This window comes from Paenibacillus sp. 05T425, assembly GCF_056396205.1.
Genome location: NZ_JBFTLA010000010.1, coordinates 281,877 through 302,275, shown reverse-complemented (window position 1 = coordinate 302,275; position 20,399 = coordinate 281,877). Strand labels below are relative to the sequence as shown.

The 20,399-nt window shown below is 51.9% G+C and carries 15 protein-coding genes; 4 read left to right on the top strand and 11 right to left on the bottom strand.

From position 1 onward, the window contains the following. Positions 1–323: 323 nt before the first annotated feature. The 5 genes from AC1DF0_RS23230 to AC1DF0_RS23210 all read right to left on the bottom strand — a co-directional run bounded on the left by AC1DF0_RS23230 (position 324) and on the right by AC1DF0_RS23210 (position 8,546). Positions 324–3,857, bottom strand: coding sequence for a carbohydrate-binding protein (locus AC1DF0_RS23230; protein WP_477575447.1), 3,534 nt, complete (start codon positions 3,855–3,857; stop codon positions 324–326). Positions 3,858–3,967: 110 nt separating this feature from the next. Further along, the gene (locus AC1DF0_RS23225) at positions 3,968–5,584 is read right to left on the bottom strand and encodes an extracellular solute-binding protein (protein ID WP_477575446.1); all 1,617 of its coding nucleotides are present in this window, start codon (positions 5,582–5,584) and stop codon (positions 3,968–3,970) included. 83 nt (positions 5,585–5,667) lie between these two features. Beyond that, positions 5,668–6,540: a carbohydrate ABC transporter permease gene (locus AC1DF0_RS23220; protein WP_477575445.1), complete on the bottom strand. Its 873-nt coding sequence runs from the start codon at positions 6,538–6,540 to the stop codon at positions 5,668–5,670. 46 nt (positions 6,541–6,586) lie between these two features. Then, positions 6,587–7,507, bottom strand: coding sequence for an ABC transporter permease (locus AC1DF0_RS23215; RefSeq protein WP_442053076.1), 921 nt, complete (start codon positions 7,505–7,507; stop codon positions 6,587–6,589). Positions 7,508–7,538: 31 nt separating this feature from the next. Beyond that, a complete protein-coding gene (locus AC1DF0_RS23210; protein WP_442053075.1) occupies positions 7,539–8,546 on the bottom strand; it encodes a glycoside hydrolase family 130 protein in 1,008 nt (335 codons plus the stop codon). A 133-nt stretch (positions 8,547–8,679) separates the two neighbouring features. Between AC1DF0_RS23210 and AC1DF0_RS23205 the strand changes: the two genes are divergently transcribed. Then, entirely contained in the window at positions 8,680–9,555 is an 876-nt protein-coding gene (locus AC1DF0_RS23205) for a helix-turn-helix domain-containing protein (RefSeq protein WP_442053074.1), read from the top strand. Between the two features lie 60 nt (positions 9,556–9,615). On the opposite strand, the gene AC1DF0_RS23200 is transcribed toward AC1DF0_RS23205, so the two are convergent. The 6 genes from AC1DF0_RS23200 to pyk form a co-directional block, all read right to left on the bottom strand. Then, the gene (locus tag AC1DF0_RS23200) at positions 9,616–10,800 is read right to left on the bottom strand and encodes a copper amine oxidase N-terminal domain-containing protein (protein ID WP_442053073.1); all 1,185 of its coding nucleotides are present in this window, start codon (positions 10,798–10,800) and stop codon (positions 9,616–9,618) included. Between the two features lie 138 nt (positions 10,801–10,938). Further along, the gene (locus AC1DF0_RS23195) at positions 10,939–11,316 is read right to left on the bottom strand and encodes a hypothetical protein (RefSeq protein ID WP_477575444.1); all 378 of its coding nucleotides are present in this window, start codon (positions 11,314–11,316) and stop codon (positions 10,939–10,941) included. A 142-nt stretch (positions 11,317–11,458) separates the two neighbouring features. Continuing rightward, entirely contained in the window at positions 11,459–12,796 is a 1,338-nt protein-coding gene (locus tag AC1DF0_RS23190; RefSeq protein WP_442053071.1) for a DUF445 domain-containing protein, read from the bottom strand. A 6-nt stretch (positions 12,797–12,802) separates the two neighbouring features. Further along, a complete protein-coding gene (locus AC1DF0_RS23185; protein ID WP_442053070.1) occupies positions 12,803–14,116 on the bottom strand; it encodes a DUF445 domain-containing protein in 1,314 nt (437 codons plus the stop codon). Positions 14,117–14,274: 158 nt separating this feature from the next. Further along, positions 14,275–15,324 (bottom strand): peptidoglycan-binding domain-containing protein, encoded by a 1,050-nt coding sequence (locus tag AC1DF0_RS23180; RefSeq protein ID WP_477575443.1) that lies wholly within the window; start codon positions 15,322–15,324, stop codon positions 14,275–14,277. A 392-nt stretch (positions 15,325–15,716) separates the two neighbouring features. Beyond that, positions 15,717–17,135 carry a pyruvate kinase gene (gene pyk, locus AC1DF0_RS23175; protein WP_337099390.1) on the bottom strand — a complete coding sequence of 473 codons (1,419 nt, stop codon included), beginning with the start codon at positions 17,133–17,135 and terminating at the stop codon, positions 15,717–15,719. Positions 17,136–17,260: 125 nt separating this feature from the next. Between pyk and AC1DF0_RS23170 the strand changes: the two genes are divergently transcribed. The 3 genes from AC1DF0_RS23170 to AC1DF0_RS23160 all read left to right on the top strand — a co-directional run bounded on the left by AC1DF0_RS23170 (position 17,261) and on the right by AC1DF0_RS23160 (position 20,375). Further along, positions 17,261–18,040 carry a helix-turn-helix domain-containing protein gene (locus AC1DF0_RS23170; RefSeq protein WP_477575442.1) on the top strand — a complete coding sequence of 260 codons (780 nt, stop codon included), beginning with the start codon at positions 17,261–17,263 and terminating at the stop codon, positions 18,038–18,040. Positions 18,041–18,162: 122 nt separating this feature from the next. Then, positions 18,163–18,855, top strand: coding sequence for a response regulator transcription factor (locus AC1DF0_RS23165; RefSeq protein WP_442052035.1), 693 nt, complete (start codon positions 18,163–18,165; stop codon positions 18,853–18,855). 11 nt (positions 18,856–18,866) lie between these two features. After that, entirely contained in the window at positions 18,867–20,375 is a 1,509-nt protein-coding gene (locus AC1DF0_RS23160) for a sensor histidine kinase (RefSeq protein ID WP_477575441.1), read from the top strand. Positions 20,376–20,399 lie beyond the last annotated feature (24 nt).

Here is a 20,399-nt window from a genome sequence, read left to right as displayed (position 1 = left end):
GCAACACTAAGATGGCCAATGAATACTGGTTTAGTTAAGTAAGTTCCTGTAACGATCCGTCATGTCCATTAGAAAATGAATGTAGCGCTAATTGATCGCTAAGCGTTCATAGTGTCCATAAAAAAAAGACGCCTAGCCGGAAGCCCTAACCCCGAGATTGGATGCGGGAGACTTTCCATGCTTGATCAGCACATTTTGCATCATTCCTGCGGTGTCAGGAGAAGTAGGATAAGGCGTAGTTTCGGTTCTGTGCCGTCCTTTGACGGCCTCGGCTAACGTCAAAGACGGGGAGGCATCCGCCTCCCCGTCCCCAAGTCTTCTGCTTAATCCGTTTTCGTAAGCATGAATGCATCGTGAGCAAGCGTATAGGAATTGCTTCCAGGATCTTTGCCGGTGATTTGGAAGCGGAACGTCTTGCTGCCTGCCGAGCTGAAGGTCGCCGTTCCAAGCCCGACGGTCTCGTAACCTTGCGGGTTGCCGTAGTGGTCGACAGGGAAGCCTATGGCAGCTCCGTCAATATACAACTGCGCCGTCCCGCGATCGGGATGCTTTTTGATTCTCGCGCTTATCGCGTACGTTCCCGCTCCCGGCACGGGCACCGTGTACTCGATCCACTGGCCGACGCCGCCAAAGCCGCTATAGCTTAACGTACCGCCGCTCGCCGCCGAATCGGACCCTGTCGTCACCGTTGCCCCTGCCGATAGGTTGGTAGCCAAGCTTTCGCTCTCGAAGGTTAACGGCTTCTTCGTTAAGGCGATGTAATCTGTCGCTAACGTGTAGGAACTGCTGCTTGCGTTCTTGCCCGTAGACTGGAAGCGGAACGCCTTCGTGCCCGCGGAGCTGAACGTTACGTCTCCGAGGTCAACCGATACATAACCTTGCGCGCTTTGATATTGGTCAACCGCCGCTCCTTGAGCGACCCCGTCAATGTAAAGCTGTGCGATTCCGCGATCCGGATGCTTCTTCACTTGCACCTTCACGTTATACGTACCAGCCGCCGGAACATTCAGCGCGTATTGCACCCAGCCGCCGACACTGACCGGATTGGCATAGTTTAAAGCCCCGCCGCTTGCGGACGTATCGGAACCGTCCGTATTCGTTCCTCCCGAAGACACTGTCGTCGTTGCGCTCTCCGCCTCGTACTTCACCGGTTCGTAAATTTGCGGCGGCAGTTGCATATCCGGTGAACGGTAGGTCAGCCTAATCGTGTCCGTGGCAAGCGTGTATTGCGCGCTGGCCGGATTTTTGCCCGTAAGCTGGAAGCGGAACGTTTTGTTCCCCGCCGATGTAAAAGCGTAATTGCCTAGATTCACTTCGACGTAGCCCGGAGTGCTCGCATATTGATCGATCGGCGCTCCTACCACCACGCCATCGATATACAGCTGCGCGATCCCCCGATCCGGATGCTTCTTCACTCTTACCTTCACGTTATACGTACCGGAGCTAGGCACATTAACCGTATAGTCGGCATATCCGCCAACCGCGTTGCCGTTCGCATAGCTGAGCGATCCTCCGCTTGCCGCAGCGTCGCTGCCGTTCGAGGAAGTGCCGCCGCTGGACATCGTCAGCGTCAGACTCTCCGCCTCGTGCTTAAAGCCGGATTCCACCGTTGCGCTGCCGCTCCCGCCAGCGCCGATGACGATATCGGCGATGATCGTTTTGTTCGCCGTACGATCATAGACAACCGCTTTGCCGGTCTTGCCTGCCGGACCTGCTGCATTAATCGTAAGACTGGAAGTACCTGAAGACGCGGTAAACGAAGTAATATTCTCGTCCGCGTACAGCACCTGCATGTCGGCGCCGTTGTCCTCTTGAATCCAGAACGCCTTGCCTCTGGACGTATTTTCTTTGAAGTTGACGGTCAATCCGGGCGACTTCAGCTCGGCTCCCGTAAATCTTCCCTTGTACTTATAGCCGATAGCGCCGCTATCGTTCATCGTAACATCCTCGACCAAATACGTTTTGTTGTCGTCCAACCACCGCAGATCAAGCGTGAACTCGTCCGGCGCGGCAGCCTCGTTGCCCGCCGTCGCGATAATCAGCGCTTTGCTCATGTCGTCCGGCGCATACATCCAGGCGTAAGGACCTGCCGTATCATAGTTCGGGCCGGCGTACAGAGGTCGGATGATACCGTCGGTTAGCGCCTTGATACGCGGATTTTTCCGCCAATCGTTGAACTTCTTCAGCGTACTGATGCCAGCCGCGCTCCACGAGCTCGGATCCTTCGCGAACTTAATGACGCGGGCAGGCATGTACGAATAATAATCCTCCACTTTGCCCGTCGTAAGGCCGCCGTAGTAAACCGAGTTAAGCGGCAAATAGCCAAAGCTGTTCGTTTGAATCAGCATGCTCTTATCGACGTTGCCCTTCGAAGAGACGAAGCCGTTGTCGCCGATATGAAGCAGACCGATGTTGCGGTCTCCCTGCGTCGGATAAATATCGACCTCGCTTGTCAGCTTCGTCAGGAAGTCGGGATGGCGCGAGACGATATCGTTGTTGTAATCGCGGACGAGTACGTTTTTGCGGTAAACGCTGTCGCTCGGATGCGACGTCGACGTAGCCGCCGTATTCGGCCAGAACTCGGTCAGGTCGATCATCTGATGGGATAGATGGTAGTTCGGAATCATATCATCTTCCACTTGGCTGCGCTTGAATTCGATATTGGCCGGGTCGGCCAAATCACGACCGGCATTATGATTGTCCCCGGTCATGCTGAACCAGATGCCGAAGCGCATGCCTGCCGCAACAATCGTGTCCGTGAGCGCCGCGAGATTCGTCGTGAAGGAGCTCGCCGCCGTCGTCGTGTCTCTCGTCGTATTCCAGAAATCGTCGACCATGACCATGTCCATGCCGGCTTGGGTCGCCTTCGGGATAACGGTGTTGCGATAATACGCTTCGTTGCGGTTGCCTAGCCATTCCCAGTCGTTCGTCGTGAAGACGGACGTCGTATGATGGTATTTGAATCTTTTGCGGAAATGCTCCTCGACCGCCATCTTGCCGTCCATAATATCGCCCTTGAACGCGGTCATATTGACCGAAATGTATTCGAACTTCTCGTTCGGGAACAACACGAGCTGCAGAGAGCCGGGGTTCGTCGACACCTTGACGCCGGAAATGCCGCTCCAAGCATTAATGCCGGCGAAGGGGAGGTTGTCCGTCGCGCCTTGCGTCTTCCAGTTCATCTCCGGCTGGAGCGTCCAGCCATCGCCTGTATTGTATCTCGTAATCGCGTTTTTGCCTGCGTTCATCGGCAGCGCGCCCGTCGTGCTGCTCCACGTCATGTTCGGAACGTAATGCAGCGTATGGGCATCGTTCGGGAAGTTAAGCGCAATAACGTCCGAAGCGGTGATCGTCTTATTGGACGTGCTGTTGTTCTTGATGAAATTGGAATATTTAAGTCCCGCCCTATCGTTATACATTTCAAATCGGAGCGTTATCGTTACATTTTGAGGTGAAGTTCTCGTAATCGGAATTTCCAGCCTCTTGCCCCATGTCGTGCTGAACAAGGAGATGTTGCTAATCGTATCCGCACCTAAAGTCCAGCCGCCGTCATTGGCGTATAAGTCGCTTCCGCCGTAATTGTAGTAAAACAAATAGTTGCTGCCGCTTCCCGTTAAATATTCCTTGCCGGCTTCTTTGTTGTAGAAGCTGGTCATCTGAATGCTGCCGCCGGCAAAGGAAAGCACGACTCGCAGAACGTCGCTCTCCAGTGTCCAAGTATTGCCGCTTTTCGTGATCGTTGAGCCGGCTGCTTCTGCCGTCTGTACCGATCCATTCGGGACAAACGGAATACTCGACATGCTTAACACGACTGCGAGAATCAAACAGAATAAACTGCGGATACCGATCTTTAGCACAATTGCAACCCCTTTCGTTAGTTGAAAAAATAAACCCGCAAAACGCAGCGCAATAACGTTCCCTTTGATAAGAGTCCTATGCTTTGCTGCGACTTGCGGGTTTGAAGCCATTACTTGCCTAATGAATTCATGAAGGCTACATATTCAGCTTCTGCTTCCGCTGTAGCCGGATACCATTCCTTCTCCAGGAACTCCTTGAACTTCTCTTCATTGATTGCGCCGGTAATATATTTGATTTCGTTATCGTCCTTCTTCTTCACGAGATCCGGAATCGTGCTGTTCAAGCTAGCGATCTTCGGCGCTCTCACGGCAGGTACGTTAACGACGGTCATTTGGCCGAGTGCCGCATCGAGCTGCGTTTTGTACAAATTAATGCGTTCTGGCGTCGTTGCGTTGACGATCGATGCGCCTTCGCCGTTAATCGCATTCGCCGGCGTCATGTAGCTGCTCGTAAGCGTCGACAACAATGTCGTCTGCTCGTMGGTACGCGAGATCGCTTTCGTAGCTGGATCGTAGCTGTCGTAAGTTACGCCCTTAACGCCAAGCTGGAACAATGCATTCGCTTCGGCCGTATTGCCCCAGTCCAGGAAGGCTAGAACGTCATCTACGTTTTTGGAACCTTTCGGAATCATCCAGCCGCCCCACATTGCAGGCGTTACCCAGTCCGCAGCAACACCGTTAGCATCCTTCAGTACGCCATGGTACGTATACTTTTTGTCGGACTCAGGATCTTTGCTAATGTTGCCGAGAACTGTGCTTTGATGCGCATAGATGATACCAACGCGGTTCTGGTTCAGCTTCTCTTGGTCGACGTAAATTTTGTTGATTAAGAATTCAGGATCGATCAGCTTCTCGTCGTTAAGCTTCTTCAAGTACGTCAGGTACGGGATGTACCCGGACATCTTTTCTCTGATTTTGTAAGTGCCGTCTACGTCCTTCACCCCATCCACAACCGGAAGGGAGAACGCTGCAGCCAGGAAGTTCGAAGCGTTCCAGATCGTATTGCGGCCAAGGTCCGGCCCGGAGAAGCTTAGGCAATAGCTGTCCTTCTGGCCGTTGCCGTCCGGATCCTGCTCCGTGAACGCCTTACATACATTCGTCAGCTCGTCGAGCGTCGTCGGAGCTTGCAGGCTAACTTTATCCAGCCATTGCTGATTGATCATATAGCCCCAGTGATTGACGGCATTCGTTCTAGGAATAATGTACGTCTTGCCGTCCGTAACCGACTTAACCGCATTCCACATGTCCGGCGTAATGTTTTTCATCAGATTCGGATAGTTCGCAATCTTGTCGTCGAGCGGCTCCAGCAAGCCGTTCTGCGCCCACTTCTCCATGTTCGCGTCGGCGCCGTTGCCTGCCGTTCCCCAGTTGTAGATCACGTCGGGAAGGTCGCCGGACGCCATGAGCACTTGAAGCTTATCGACGTAGTTGTTAATCGGCGGCGCTTCGATCTCCAGCTTCACGTTCGCGATTTTCTCCACTTCGGCAATAACCGGATTGTCCTTGAGGACGATCTCCGCGTTGACCCTGTTGAACACTTTAATCGTTACCGGCTCCTTGACTGCCGGCTCCTCGCTTGCCTTATTCGTCGATTTCGGCGCGTTCGTGCCGCCTTCATTCGAATTCGAATTGCCGCCGTTGTTGCCCGAGCTGCAGGCTGCAAGCGCCATTGCCAGAATCAACAAGGAAATGAATGTTTTGGCGATGCGGTGTTTTTTGATAACCATGTCCTTCTCCCCTTTGATCATCGAATTATATTAAACCGCGGCTAACCGCAGATTTAACCGATAGAAACGGCTAATCTATTTCCTTAACCTTTGATAGAGCCTACTAGAATACCCTTCATGAAGTACTTCTGCATGAACGGATAGACCATGATAATCGGCAGCGTGGAGAAAATAATGATCGCCATCTTGATCGTGAACTCGGTTACGCCGGACGTCCCTGTATCCATCAAGTCCTTGGCTACCCCGCCGCTGTCGACGACCATATCCCTGACGATGAGCATGAGCGGCCACAGGTCTCTTTTGGACGTGTAGATGATCGCGTTGAAGAACGTATTCCATTGCGTTACCGCGTGGAAAATAACGAATGTCGCAATCGCCGGCTTCGACAATGGCACGATAATCCGGAATAGAATCTTCAGCTCATTGGCACCGTCGATCGACGCCGATTCTTCGAGGCTCGGCGGAATGCTGCCGATAAAGTTTTTCATCAGCAACAGGTTGTAAGCTCCGAGCGCATTCGGCAATACCAGACTCCATAACGTGTTGTACAGATCAAGCGACTTGATTAAGTAGAAGTTAGGAATAAGCCCGCCGTTGAAAAACATCGTGAAAGTAATAAGAACGAGCGCCACGCTTCTGCCCTTCAAATCCCGCTTCGAAAGCGGGTACGCCGTGATGATCATGAGGAAAATGTTGATGCACACGCCAAGCACAGTAATGATGATCGTGTTGCGATAGCCGGTCCAAAGCTGATCCATCTTGAAAATTTGCGTATACGCGCTGAACTCCAGTTTGTTAGGGATCAGCTTAAGCGGATTCGCCAAATATTCGTTGTAAGGCGTAACCGAGAAAGCAGCCACATAAAAGAACGGAAAGAGGCAAGCAAGCGCGAACAGCGTTAGGCACGCATAGTTGATAATGTCGAACAGCTTATCCCCTCTGGATCTGATACTCATAAGAAACGACCTCCTGTCGATATGCCGCTGGCAAGACGTGTCCGCATCACCATATCCCGTCTTCCTTCATCAGCTTCGCAATCCGATTGCTTGCCAGCAGGAAGATGAGACCGATCACGGAGGTGAACAACCCTACCGTAGCGCCGAAGGAGAATCGTCCGCCGAGTATGCCTACCCGGTAGGCGTACGTTTCGAACACTTCGGAGACACCGAGATTCATCGGATTCTGAAGCACGAATATTTGCTCGAAGCCGTTGTTCATGATGTGGCCAAGTCGCAAGATTAGCAAAATAACAATCGTCGACTTGATGCTCGGAATGGTCACGTACCATAGTCTTTGCAGGCGGCTTGCGCCGTCGATGCTTGCAGCCTCGTATAATTCCGAATTGATGGAGGCGATTGCCGCCAAGTAAATGATGCTCTCCCAGCCGGAATCCTTCCATATGCTGCTTAGCACGACGAGAGGCCGGAAATAATCGTTGTCGGCGAGGAAGAAGATCGGCTCAATGCCAAGCTGCTTCAGGAACAGGTTCAACACACCCCAGGAAGGGGACAGGAAGTTGATCAGGATACCGCCGATAATGACCCATGAGATGAAATGCGGAAGATAAATAATCGTCTGTGTTATTTTCTGATAGGTACGGTTACGCATTTCATTCAAGAAGAGCGCGAGGATAATCGGAAACGGGAAGCCGATGACGAGCTTCAAGAAGCTTAAATACAGCGAGTTCCAGAATACGGTGTAAAAGTCGCTCAGACCGAACATGTAGCGGAAGTTCTCGAAGCCGATCCACGGACTGTTCCAGATGCCCTTGGCGAAGTTGAAATCTTTGAAGGCGATGATGACTCCGTACATCGGCACGTAATTGAATACTAGAAAATAGACAATGCCGGGGAGCAACAGAAGGTACAAATATTTTTTCTTGTTCAAATAACGAAATGATTTTTTCATGCTTGTCGCAAACATGGTGCACACCTCCATCCTTTAAGCGAAATGACTATTTCAGGACCAGGCTGAGCAGATCGTCCACATGCGCGCTAGCCAAGCATTCGTAGGTGTCGCCTGCTCCGTAGTAGATCTTCACCTCGCCTGAATCTTCGAGGATCATGCCCCCCGGGAATACAACATGGTTGCGGAATCCGCCGTCCTTCTCATAGGAAGCGTCGGGGGCCAGCAGTGGTTCTTCATATAAGCCGATGATCCGCTTCGGATTCTCAAGATCGAGCAGCATAAGCCCCGCCGAATACCGTTTCTTCCATGTATCTTCCCAGCCGTTCTTGCCGCGGGACGGATCGATATCGACCGCATGGAACGTCGTTAGCCAGCCCTTCTTCGTCTTGATCGGCGGAGCAGCCGGTCCCAGCTTCGCATTGGCGAACGGTACGCGTTCGACGGGCAGCAGCAGCTCCGAATTGCCCCAGTCTTTCAAATCCGCCGAATCGGATATCCAAATGTCGAACCGTTCCTTGCCCTCACGGCTGTAGATCGTGAACGGTCTCTCCAAGCGCACATAACGACCGCCTATTTGCTCAGGGAACAGCACCATATTCCGATTATCTGGAGCGCTCATGCTCAGTACCTCGAAATGCTCGAAATCATCGGTTACCGCGATTCCGCCGCGAATGCCATGCAGCGTATCGACGGCAAAGCACATGTAACAGCGTCCGTCGATGACCGTTAACCTCGGATCGTAAGTACGAATGACCTCTTCATCCCTTAGATCGAAGATCGGATCAGGTCTTACTTCCCATTCGATTCCGTCGCGGCTGAACGCGAGGCCGAGGTTCGTCGTTCCAAAGTGGGAAAGCGTCTGCCTGTCCGGTTGACCGTAATCATTGCGGAACACCATCACGTATTGGCCTTGGAACTTAGTTACGCCAGCGTTGAATACGAGCGCGGGATTGTAAGGAACATCCTCTCTCGTAAGAATGGGATTGTTCGGGTGACGCAGCATGACCGGGCTTGAGGCCAGGTCGCCGATCAAGCCGATTGGCGGTAGTGACATGTAAAATCCTCCTTGCAATTCTGCAAAATATGTAGCGCTTACAAACACAGTTTATGGTATAATTTGTCCGTGAATGGTGCAAAAATTATTGTCAACACACTAGTTTTTCATGTATTTTTTGGGAGGGTTCGTTTTGACGATTTTTCCGATGAACAAAGACTTATCCGATTACGAAATGATTGCGGCGGACTTTCCCTTCTATGTATCTATCAATGAGGTGCGCCATTCCTTCCCTGCCCATCGGCACGACTTCCTGGAGTGCTCGCTCGTTATCGAAGGGGAAGGACATGAGACAATTAACGGAATTAGACATCCTATGAGGCGGGGAACGTTCACCTTCTTGCTTCCTTATCAGGTTCATGACATCGTGACATATTCCCAGACGCCGATCCGCCTGTTCAACTGCATGTTCGCGATGGAGCTGCTCGTATCCACGGTCAAATCCGGCTCATCTTACCTGCAATCGCTGCTCACCGAAAATCAACAGCCCTTCATCCATTTGGACAATGACGAGTTAATCCAGTTCGAAAAGCTGCTTCTGAATTTGTATAACGAATACAATCAAAGCCATCCTTTCCGTAACGAGCTGCTCTCCTTGAGGCTCCACGAAATATTAATGATGTTTCAGCGGATTCGGGTGTCGAAGCAAAGTACGGAATCGCAGGAGCGTGCTTACCTCGCCGGCAACGGCTCGATCTGGCCGGTTATCGAATATATCCACTATCACTACCGCGATGATCTCTCGCTCTCCGGCTTAGCGGAGTTGTTCCGCATCCCTCCAACGAGGCTTAGCGTAGAAATCAAGAAGCATGCCGGCATCAACTTCCTTCATCTGCTTCACAAAATAAGAATTCGCCACGCCTGCGGCTTGCTCAGCGCGACTGATATGAGCATTCTCGATATCGCGCTCGAGGTCGGCTTCAGCTCGTACAACGTATTCGGCCGGCTCTTCCGCGAATACAAAGGGATTACGCCGACCGAGTATCGTCAGTCTAGGCTTAATGCGTAACATAAAAAAAGCTCGTCTGCTAATTAGCCAGACGAGCTTTGTTGAATATGGAGTATGATGCTAGTTGGATAGCTGATGAACGGACCATACGACGCCGGCGGAGTCATTGCCACCGATATTAATCGGTAGGGTCAGACCAACATTATTGTAAGACAACGCGATCTGATCACCCTCGTTCAAGATGACGTCCCCCTCCAATGTAACGGTGCTTTGACCTAGAACGGTTCTTAACGTAAGTACCAAAGCCACATTAACATTGAGAATGGGCAAGTATCCTGTAATGAGCGACGCCTCCGTAGATAGATTATCTACCGAAAAGGTCGGATTATCGTTTGGTCCGAGACTTATAGTCGCAGCAGCAGACAATGCATAATTGATAGTCGCTTTGATAGAATACTTCCCTGTAGCAGGCACCGTATATACGCCGGTTGCCGCGTCAAAGTTATTGCCCTCGAAATAAGGATCGCTCGCAGACCAACCTACTAATTGCGTTGAGGAACTAGTAGACTGTTTATCTAGGAAAGCCGAAAATCCTTCTTCTGCAAAGTTTACTCCATCCGCACCAGCCGGTCCTTGAATCCCTTGCTCACCTTGTTCCCCTTGCGGACCTGTCGCGCCTGCTGGACCTATTGGACCCGCCGGGCCTGTTGGACCCGCTTGGCCTGCTGGACCTGCTGGACCTGCTGGACCTGCCGAGCCTGCTTCTCCTGCTGGGCCTCTAGAGCCTGCTGGACCTTGTAGACCTTGCGGACCTTGCGCACCTGCTGCTCCCGTCTCGCCGATCCCTCCTGCCGCAACGTTCATCGAAAGTTGAATCTCTTGCAACGTATCATTCCATTTGACCGTTGCTCCGAATATTTCCGCGACGAAGCGAAGCGGAACCATCAACTGCTTGTCGATTGTTTGTAACGGCTGGCTAAGCGTAGTTTCCGTCGTTATCGAACCGAATACGACAGTTGCTTTAACCGCATTTTCTACGAACTTTACGATTGTATTGCCTTTTTTGACGACCAAGGATTTTGTTCCGGCATCCCATACGTAGGTGGCACCTACTGCGGTAGCGATGTCCTGGATCGGCACGATCATCGTTCCTTTTTTATTAATCGACTGCACATCGCTCTTCACGACTTGTCCATCCAAGTTCAACTTAATGCCTTCTGCTTGAGCAACCGGTGTAACGAAGAGCAGTGCCGCCAGAAAAGCAAGACACATCACTTTCAATCCTTTGAAACGAAATTTCCTCACTACTTTCCCTCCCAAATAACAAATAGATTAATATGTATAATTATAGTAACTTTTGTCGATTTGTACAAAGTTAATTCAAAGAATTCAAAAAAAATGGCTGCCCCCGGTCAGTATTTGACCTTAAGGACAGCCCTTGCATTACTTTCTTCGAATTTTCTTCATCGTCAGCTCCTGCTGAGTGAACCTATGCGCCGCAACAAGTCGGCCGGCTCTGTTCTTGCCCCAGACGGTTACCAGCACGTCAGCGCTGCTCACTGAAACTTCAATTTCGTATTGAACATACGAGTTTGTGATAAACCTCTCAAAGTCCGATTGCCATGGCGTTAACGTGAACGATTTGGAGTCCACCAGCTTTTTATGACCGGTATTCAAGCTGTACACTTTGATGCGCACTTTTGCGTTATTCGTTTTGCAGTTGTTAAGCGCCTTGACGTAAACCTGATTGGAGATGCCTATCGGACCTCCTTCTATCACGTTTTCAACAGGACCGGTAGTAAATTTGTAAAAGACGGTCATTGCCGACCACAACCTTTCGCTAGAATATAGTATTCTATGAAAATCGCGGCTGGCGGCTTGGACAATTGATTCAGAATGATTTGCTCCCATGCTTTTTCGTAAAAAAAGGGCATAGGTTTGGGCAGCTCCAACACATAGCTTCTTAAGCCAACCAATCCAGAATCGGACGGTATATGCCATGCAGGAAAATGAATAGTCCTGCGCCAACTAAAGAGCCGATGAGCGCGCCGTTCAGCCGAATACGCTGGAGGTCGGTGTCGACCTTGCTCTCGATGAACACCACGAGCTTCTCCTCGGTGTAATCCTCCAGCGTTCTTCTTACAATAATGCCGACTAAGGCATGTTGCGTCTCGATCAGCTTTCCTATGAACTGTTGAACATATCCTTCCAACCAGTCCTTCGACGATTGGCTGCTCTTGAACCAGTCCCAATAACTTTGGATGAACTCGCCTACCCATTGCTTAATATCTTCGTGATTAACAGATCGTTTCTCCGTCACAATGTATTTCAATTCTCCTTCATCCGTCAGCATTTGCTTGAACGAACCAAGCAATGACTGAATGGATGGGAGCAGCGATATTTTATCCAGCACATCGTTCTTCCAATTGTTCACCGTACCGGACAGCTCATGGCTGTGCTGAAGGTCATCAGCAAGCTTGTGCACCATATCAGATACGAGAACGCGCAGCTCATGCTCGGGATTACGAAGCTGCTCGATGAAAGCGAGCATGTCACGGTACATCGCTTCGGCAGCATCGTCAATATTTAGCGAGTCGGTCGATTCGGCGACGATTACAGCCATTCGCTTGAACCATTTGGACACGGTGCCGCCCGTATTTTCGAACTTATCCTTTTCCTTCATCATCATATCTCGGATGACTTGCTTCGTCTCCTCTACGGCGATCCGCTGGGCCGCGAAATCAATGATTCCGCCAATCCAGCTTTGGAAGTCGCCTTTCGCAAGCACCCACTTCAGCGCCGTACCGGCATAAGGAGATACGTTCGCCTGACGCAGTCCTTTGCGCGCCTGCTCATCGAGCATAACCGATACGCCTTCCAGATCAATCTTGGACAATAGCGTAGCAATAATAGCCCAGCCTTGTTTCGATACGAAACCGTCAGGCCTCCTGTCCACCCAGCCGACCAATGCCTCGACGATATGGAACTGCTTTACCTTTGCCTTAAGCGATTCTTTGCTCAGCAATTGCTCTTCCACCATGGTGACGACGCTGTCAACCAGCTTATCACGGTTCCTTGGTATGATCGCCGTATGCGGAAATTTCTTAATGCCGAATGGATGCCGGAACAGAACGGTTACCGCGAACAGATCAGCCAGCGCCCCAACGAGACCTGCTTCGAACGTATATAACAGCATGCGAGCCCACCATGCTTCAGGATAAGCAACGACGCAGCATAACGCTCCAATGAACAGCACGGACAGCACAACGAGACTGCCATTTGCCCACTTCCTCATAGTCATTGTATCCTACCCCCCAAGTGATGATGTGATCCATTCAACGATATAAGTCAATAAATAGAGAACCGCTCCTATAAAAGCGCCAACTAACGTACCGTTAATTCGGATATATTGCAAATCCCGTCCTGCATGCTGCTTGACCTGCTTAATGAGCTCTTCTTCCGAATAGGTGCTGAGCTTATCCTGAACGAGCTTGCCGATATAATCATGTTTCTGTTCGATGAAGGCGTAGAGCCACGTTTTAATCGTGCCATCGATCCGATCAAGCAGCTCCGGCTTATTCTCCATTTGATCGACAGCTAGCCGCACCTTGCTCGTAATCCATGGGAAAGCTCCGCTCTCTCCAGAAGCGCCAGAAGCTGCGGCCTGCCTGAACGACTCGAGATTTTCCGAGATATAGGCATCCACATGGATATGACCCTTCAAGTTATTCACAAGCTTCATCTTGCTCGCTTCAATACGCGCCCGAAGCTGATCATCTGTACGCAGACGGACAACATATTGCTCAATCATCTCTTTCAGTTGGATCCGATGCGGATTATGAGCATCCGACATTTCCTGCAAATACCCTGTCAACCAGCTTTGCAGCTTAGCACTTATGGCTGGCGCGCTCAGACCTGCAGCCGAATTCACCCACTTGCGGCGAGACAAGCCGTTCTCATACGATTGTAAGGCGGAATCAATCAATCGCTCGGCAATCATACGGAACGAATGGGATTTAACCAGCTTGATCAGCTCCGCCGCAAGAAATTCCACGATTCGGTCGTCATAACGATTACGAAGCGTCCATTCCCCTACGTCTGCTATAATCTCCGACACCTGAATGGCATCGGCATGATCGAGTAGATAGTTCTGAACGACGCTCGCTAAATCCTTCAGATCGGCTTTGGACATGACGTCGCCCGCCAGCCTTTGGAGGATGTCGTTAACAGCCTTCTCGCCGTTATGCTCCGTCAAGTAATTCAGCAATACGGCGCCGATATTATGCTCATCGAGTCTCGCTCGAATGTTCGGAATGGACAACAGCTCGGTCTGCACCATACCGACGAGCTCATTAATGAGCCGCTCCCGATTCCTTGAAATAATGTTCGTTCCCATCCACGTCGGCCACTTCACGCGAAGAGGCTGCCCGAATAGCGCAGTAACCGCGAACCAGTCCGCCAAGCCGCCGATCGCCGCCGCGCTGCAAATCGCGAAGACGATACCGCCAACAAACGTATGTTGAAAAGGAAAAGCGGCCAGCATGCCGACAAAAGCGCCAATAAGCAGCGTGCCCGCCCATTTGCTGACGCTCAACTTTCTCACCTGAGCTTCCGATTTCATGCAAGCTTCACTCCAGAAGTTAGTTTGAAATAATTTCATTGTAATACTTTACGGAAGTCATTGCCATTGGTCGCGGATGTGAGCCAACATTCGGACATAAATAAAGGCCGTCCCGCGCGAACTTTCATTCGGCGGAACAGCCACTGTTCTAATAACGATTATCTCGCGCCTGGAGCAGGAGCGTTCTCTTGCACTCGGTTCGGCGCAATGTTGTTGCCATTGCCGCCTTGGCTGCCTTGACCCGCGCCGGATCCAGTGCCATTGCCTCCGCCATTGCCAGTTCCGCCATGTGGACGGTTGTTCTCAGGACGCCCGTTTGGCATTGGTCTGTTCTCGCCGCCAGGGGCAGGACGGTTGTTCTCGATGCCTTGACTGCCACCGCCGCCTACACCGCCTTTGCCGCCACCAGCTCCGCCGCCTGCACCGCCTCCAGCTCCGCCGCCTGCGCCACCACCAGCTCCGCCGCCTGTACCGCCTCCAGCTCCGCCGCCTGCACCGCCTCCAGCTCCGCCGCCTGCGCCGCCGCCTGCGCCACCATCAGCTCCGCCGCCTGCGCCACCACCAGCTCCGCCGCCTGCGCCGCCTCCAGCTCCGCCGCCTGCGCCGCCTCCAGCTCCGCCGCCTGCGCCACCACCAGCTCCGCCGCCTGCGCCACCACCAGCTCCGCCGCCTGCGCCGCCTCCAGCTCCGCCGCCTGCGCCACCACCTGCGCCGCCACCAGCTCCGCCGCCTGCGCCGCCACCAGCTCCGCCGCCTGCGCCGCCACCAGCTCCGCCGCCTGCGCCGCCACCAGCACCGTTACCTGCGCCGCTGCCGTTTCCGATCGACTTCGCTTTGCTTTGCGATTTGCTCTTCGATTTGCTAGGCGACTTCAATGTCGTATAAGAGTAAGTAATGGAGTTGAGCGTCTTCGCGTCAACCGCACCAGTTACAGGCAGTCCATGCTTCTTCTGAAAATACTTAACGCCGCGAACCGTGTCTGCGTTATAGTATCCATTAATTTTGCCGCTGTAGCTCCCCAATGACTTCAGCATCCCTTGGATGACGTATACTTCCGGCCCTTTGGCGTTTTTGCCAACCGCGAGACCCGTATGCGGCATACTGAACGTCAAGGTAACCCCAAGAAGCGCTGCCCCCAAAAACTTGCCTATGTTCCGGCCAAATGTACCCTTTTTGCGCGGACGGGCCGCTTCCTCATGATGTTGCATCCAACTAGACACCTTCCTTTTTGTGAAATTATTTCTCGTGATCCCTCAATTACTATCCCCAATAATTCAAAATGCTTGCATGGATCGATAACTATTTTCAAAATAAAAAATACGATCCAAGCAACGAATCTCAGACATCTTAATGTCCGTTTTTCACCCCTATTAACGTCGATAAGGAACCCAGACATTCTTATTTCCCTCAAATTCATGAATCCCACCGAAATCGCGATGAGATAACGATACTACGATTCGTTACATACCAAATTACCTCTGGAATTAATAAATAAGCGTGTCTAGATTCGTTAAGCGACAGATAATGCCTATCTATGTGCTGCCAAATAAAAAAAAACGAGAAGGCATCCGCCCTCCCGTTCTCCCTCAAACTTATATAATTAGTCCGCTTGTACGATTTTGATCAAGTTAGTAGCACCGGTCTTGCCGATCGGTACGCCTGCTGCAATGACCGCAAAATCTCCCGATTCAAGCAATCCGCCTTGGCGTCCCTTCTCAAGCGAAGATTGGAACAACTCATCCGTAGATGCCGGGCGATTGCCCTTCACCGGAATAACGCCCCATACGAGCGAAAGCTTATGCAGCGTCTTCTCATCCGTAGCAATCGCCATAATCGGCGCTTCAGGACGGTACTTCGATACCATGCGCGCCGTAAAGCCGCTCTCTGTAGGAGCAATGATCGCTTTCGCGCCCAGCTCGCGTGAGGAGCTGACAGCCGCTTGCGAGATCACTTCGGTAATCGAAGTTGCTTGGCGTTCCGCTTGCTTTTGGAAATGGCTCGAGTAATCGAAAATGCTCTCAGCGCGTTCGGCAATGGATGCCATCTTCAGCACCGACTCAATCGGATATTTGCCGGCAGCCGTCTCGCCCGACAGCATAATCGCGTCCGTGCCTTGCAATACGGCACTTGCAACGTCGCTTACTTCCGCGCGCGTAGGGCGCGGGTTCACTTGCATCGAATCAAGCATTTGCGTCGCTACGATAACCGGCTTGCCCGCACGATTGCTCTTCTCGATCATTTCGCGCTGGATAAGCGGCACGTCTTCGACCGGAATTTCTACGCCGAGGTCGCCGCGGGCAACCATGATACCGTCCGAAGCTTCGATAATCGCGTCAAGATTGATGACGCCCTCTTCATTCTCGATTTTCGAAAGCACTTGAATGTGGCTCGCTCCCGATTCTTCTAGAATTTGCTTGATCTCATATATATCTTCTGCTTTGCGAACGAACGAAGCGGCGATCATATCGACGCCTTGCTCGATCCCGAAGTTAATGTGTATAATGTCGCGTTCCGTAACGCCTGGAAGCGTAGTGCGTACGCCTGGAAGGTTAACGCCTTTTCTCGGCTTAATGATGCCGCCGTTGATGATCGTGCAGACGATTTCGGTCCCTTCCACCGATTCGATCTCGAGTTCGATCAAACCGTCATCGAGAAGGATTTTGCCGCCAATGCTTACGACCAAAGGCAGTTCCGAGTAATTAACCGAGATGCGCTCGGCTGTGCCGAGAATCTCTTCTGTTGTCAGCGTCAGCTTATTGCCTTTGACAAGCTCGTACGAGTCGCCTTGCAGCTTGCCGATGCGAACCTCAGGTCCTTTAATATCCATCATGATGGAAACGACGCTGCCCGTAGCTTCCGCTGCTGCGCGAATCGTTCTAATCCGTTCACTGTGATCTTCAAGCTCGCCGTGTGCCATATTGAGCCGGGCAACGTTCATTCCCGCTTTGATCATTTGTTGCATGACTTCGCCGGATTGGCAGGCTGGTCCCATTGTGCATACAATTTTTGTTTTTCTCATCTGTCTATCCTTTCAAGTTCACGTAGTTTTTTATTTAATTATAAAAGGATAGGTATCCCATTGAAATAAACTATAGTACACTACATGTAATATAGTATTGTATCCGAAAGAAGGTTAGCGTGCCGATGCTTGAGCTACAGACCGTACGTCGCGACCAAGGCATGGACTGGTATGAGGATTATAACGGCGTGGAGTCCTCGTTCTCCATCGTGCTCGTTACTTATGGCAAAGTTGTGTACTGGATCGAAGATGAGAAGGTCATCGTCGAGAAGGGCGAAATGCTTCTGCTGCCCGCGGGCATCCGTTATTACGGCAAAACAATCCCAACCGTCTTCCATGAAAAATATGTCGTTCGATTCAACACGCTGGCTGATGAAGAAGCAAAGCTTCCAATACTAGCTGGCAGACAGCGGCTGAAATCCAAAGTAGGTTATTACGAGCTCATCCTTGATCTGCTTAAAGTAACTTATACCGAGTGGATAGAGGAGCTKCCCTATGCCGCGATTAGAGGTCAAGCGAAAGTAACAGAGCTGCTTGCCCTTTGGAGCAGAGAGCTGGAGCAAAGCGCCTCCTCCTTGGGCGCCAAGGCTAATGTCGAGCGAATGAAGACTTACATCGCCGAACACTATCGCGAGAAAATAACGAAGGAGCAGCTGGGCGCCTGCATCCGTGTAACGCCTAACTACGCCGCCACCCTGTTCAGCAAAATGACGGGCCAAACCATCAGTGAATACGTCCATTCGGTACGCATCCGCACGGCGATCTACATGCTGAACGAGTCATTGCTTAACGTGAGCGAGGTCGCGGCTTATTTGGGCTATAACGACGTATCCTATTTTCATAAATTGTTCAAAAAAACGACCGGAAGCACACCTGCGCAATTCGCGCATAACCATCCAAACTGATCGCGCTTATAGCCGGCCGTACTCACACACCTTAAAGTTTGCTGAAAGAACAACGAAAAAGATGCAACAATCGTCCACATATTCGATAATGATCTTAGGTCCTTGGAAAGGGGTATTGATCGATGCCTGCTGCGAATAAGAAAGGAATCAGGATTTTGCTCGTCGATGACGAACCGCATATTTTGGAGTTTCTAGAGCTTGGACTCATGAACGAGGGGTTCGAGATCTATACGGCGCCGGATGGTGAAAGCGCGTTGGAGCGCTATCGGGAGCATCAGCCCCATATCGTTGTCTTGGACGTCATGATGCCGGGCATGAACGGCTTCGAAGTATGCGACGCGATCAAACGTTCAGGCAATCAAGTAGCCGTTATTATGCTTACGGCCAAGGATGAAGTAGAGGATCGCGTGAAGGGGCTAACGCTCGGCGCCGACGATTATTTGGTGAAGCCGTTCAGCTTCAGCGAGTTGCTAGCCCGAATCGGGGCAAGACTGCGTAATCAATTCCCGAATTTGCTAAGCGAAGTAACATATGGCCCGTTCCGCATCGATGACCGCCGTAAGGAACTTATTTATAATGATCATGTGCTTGAGCTATCTCCTACGGAATACGAGCTGCTTAAGTTTATTGTCATGAACAATGGCGTCGTTCTAAGCAAATCGCTTATTTTGGACAAAGTATGGGGCTATAACTTCGGCGGAGAAGAGAACATTGTCGAGGTGTATATCCGTTCGCTTAGAGACAAGCTTGGCGACAAGGAGCACCGGCTAATCCGCACGCTGCGCGGTTCCGGATACCGGCTCGACTTGCCATGAAGCAGCCGTTGATGAGCCGAATCATGCGTTTCGCTGCCCCAAGCTCCCTTCGTTACCAGCTATTAAGCAGAACGCTTCTCCTGCTCGCAGCGCTGCTGCTATTAATCGGTGTCTTGCAATATGTGTTGATGAAGGATTTCGTCTATGAAAATAAAGCCAACACGCTGGGTGCCCAGCTCCTATCGATGCCAATGGACTGGTTTGGCGTGAGCGTAAGCAAGCCTGACGATAGGGAGGGCAAAGGTGCTGCTCCTCGCATGGAACCGCCTAAGCAGCGGCCTCAAGCGCCCGTCTTCTATCAACCGGGCATGTCGTTCGCTTTCGTCGGCAACGACGGGGTCGTGGACGACTTAACCGATAATCCAGAGCTTGCTTCGCCTCAGTTGACCGCGCTGCAATATGCGGATATAAAGGCAGAGCTCTTGAGTCGCAAGTCGATTAGCTATCGCATTGCGACTGACATCAACGGTCATGAGCAGCTTGTTGTGCTCAGGCTCGCCGATCCTCGCAACCGGGCGGCCGGCATGGTTCAAGCCGGAGCAGAGACAGCCTCACTGCAAAAGCTGCTATTTACGCAGCTTGCGATCTTCATCTCGCTCGCCGTCCTAGCACTGGCGGCTGGTCTATCGCTTTATTTGCCGCTTCTTCGCAAGACGTTGACGCCGCTGTCGCGAGTGGTGCAGGCAGCGTCGGACACCGATGCCGGCAACCTAGACATCCGATTGCCTGCGCACCAAGGACAGCTGGAGATCGATCGGCTGTCCGAAGCGTTCAACGGCATGCTCGCGCGGTTGGAGCTGTCGTTCGAAGCCGAGCGGCGAACGACGGATCGGATGCGGCGCTTTATTGCCGACGCGTCCCACGAGCTGCGCACCCCGCTCACCTCGATTCACGGCTTCATCGAGGTGCTTCAGCGCGGCGCGGCAGTGAGTCCCGAGCAGTTGAACCGCGCGCTTGCGAGCATGGGGCTCGAATCGCGGCGAATCAACAAGCTCGTAGAGGATTTGCTCACGCTCGTGAAGCTAGATCAGGCGCCGAAGCTTGTCCTTGCTCCGGTGCGGCTCGATCTGCTCATTACGGAGATGGAGCCGCAGCTTCGATTGCTCGCCGGTAGCCGTTCGGTACAGATCGAGACTGGCGGCAATCCGGTTACAGGACGTTATCATGCCGACAAGCTGAAGCAAATCGTGCTGAATCTGTTCTTGAATGCCGTCCAGCATACAGACTCCGATACGGGCAGCATCTCGCTTTCCCTCGGCGTAAGCGGCAGCCATACGCAACTTACCGTTTCAGATAACGGCACAGGCATTGCCGCCGAGCATATTCCGCATCTGTTCGAGCGGTTCTACCGCAGCGAATCGTCGCGCACACGCAAGAGCGGTGGCGCCGGACTCGGGCTATCGATCACGAAGTCGATCGTCGATGCGCATAACGGCTCGATCGACGTCGCAAGCGAGCCCGGCGTCGGCACGCAATTCCGCGTGCTGCTGCCGCTTGAGATCACTCAGGGTAAGAAGTGAGTTGGTTGAGGCTTAAGTTGCTGG

Excerpts from the sequence above, each read along its gene's own strand:
- AC1DF0_RS23180 (WP_477575443.1), bottom strand. The coding sequence starts at position 15,324 with ATGCAACATCATGAGGAAGCGGCCCGTCCGCGCAAAAAGGGTACATTT.
- AC1DF0_RS23165 (WP_442052035.1), top strand. The coding sequence starts at position 18,163 with ATGCCTGCTGCGAATAAGAAAGGAATCAGGATTTTGCTCGTCGATGAC.
- pyk (WP_337099390.1), bottom strand. The coding sequence starts at position 17,135 with ATGAGAAAAACAAAAATTGTATGCACAATGGGACCAGCCTGCCAATCC.
- AC1DF0_RS23185 (WP_442053070.1), bottom strand. The coding sequence starts at position 14,116 with ATGAAATCGGAAGCTCAGGTGAGAAAGTTGAGCGTCAGCAAATGGGCG.
- AC1DF0_RS23220 (WP_477575445.1), bottom strand. The coding sequence starts at position 6,540 with ATGAGTATCAGATCCAGAGGGGATAAGCTGTTCGACATTATCAACTAT.
- AC1DF0_RS23160 (WP_477575441.1), top strand. The coding sequence starts at position 18,867 with ATGAGCCGAATCATGCGTTTCGCTGCCCCAAGCTCCCTTCGTTACCAG.
- AC1DF0_RS23210 (WP_442053075.1), bottom strand. The coding sequence starts at position 8,546 with ATGTCACTACCGCCAATCGGCTTGATCGGCGACCTGGCCTCAAGCCCG.
- AC1DF0_RS23195 (WP_477575444.1), bottom strand. The coding sequence starts at position 11,316 with ATGACCGTCTTTTACAAATTTACTACCGGTCCTGTTGAAAACGTGATA.
- AC1DF0_RS23190 (WP_442053071.1), bottom strand. The coding sequence starts at position 12,796 with ATGACTATGAGGAAGTGGGCAAATGGCAGTCTCGTTGTGCTGTCCGTG.
- AC1DF0_RS23215 (WP_442053076.1), bottom strand. The coding sequence starts at position 7,507 with ATGTTTGCGACAAGCATGAAAAAATCATTTCGTTATTTGAACAAGAAA.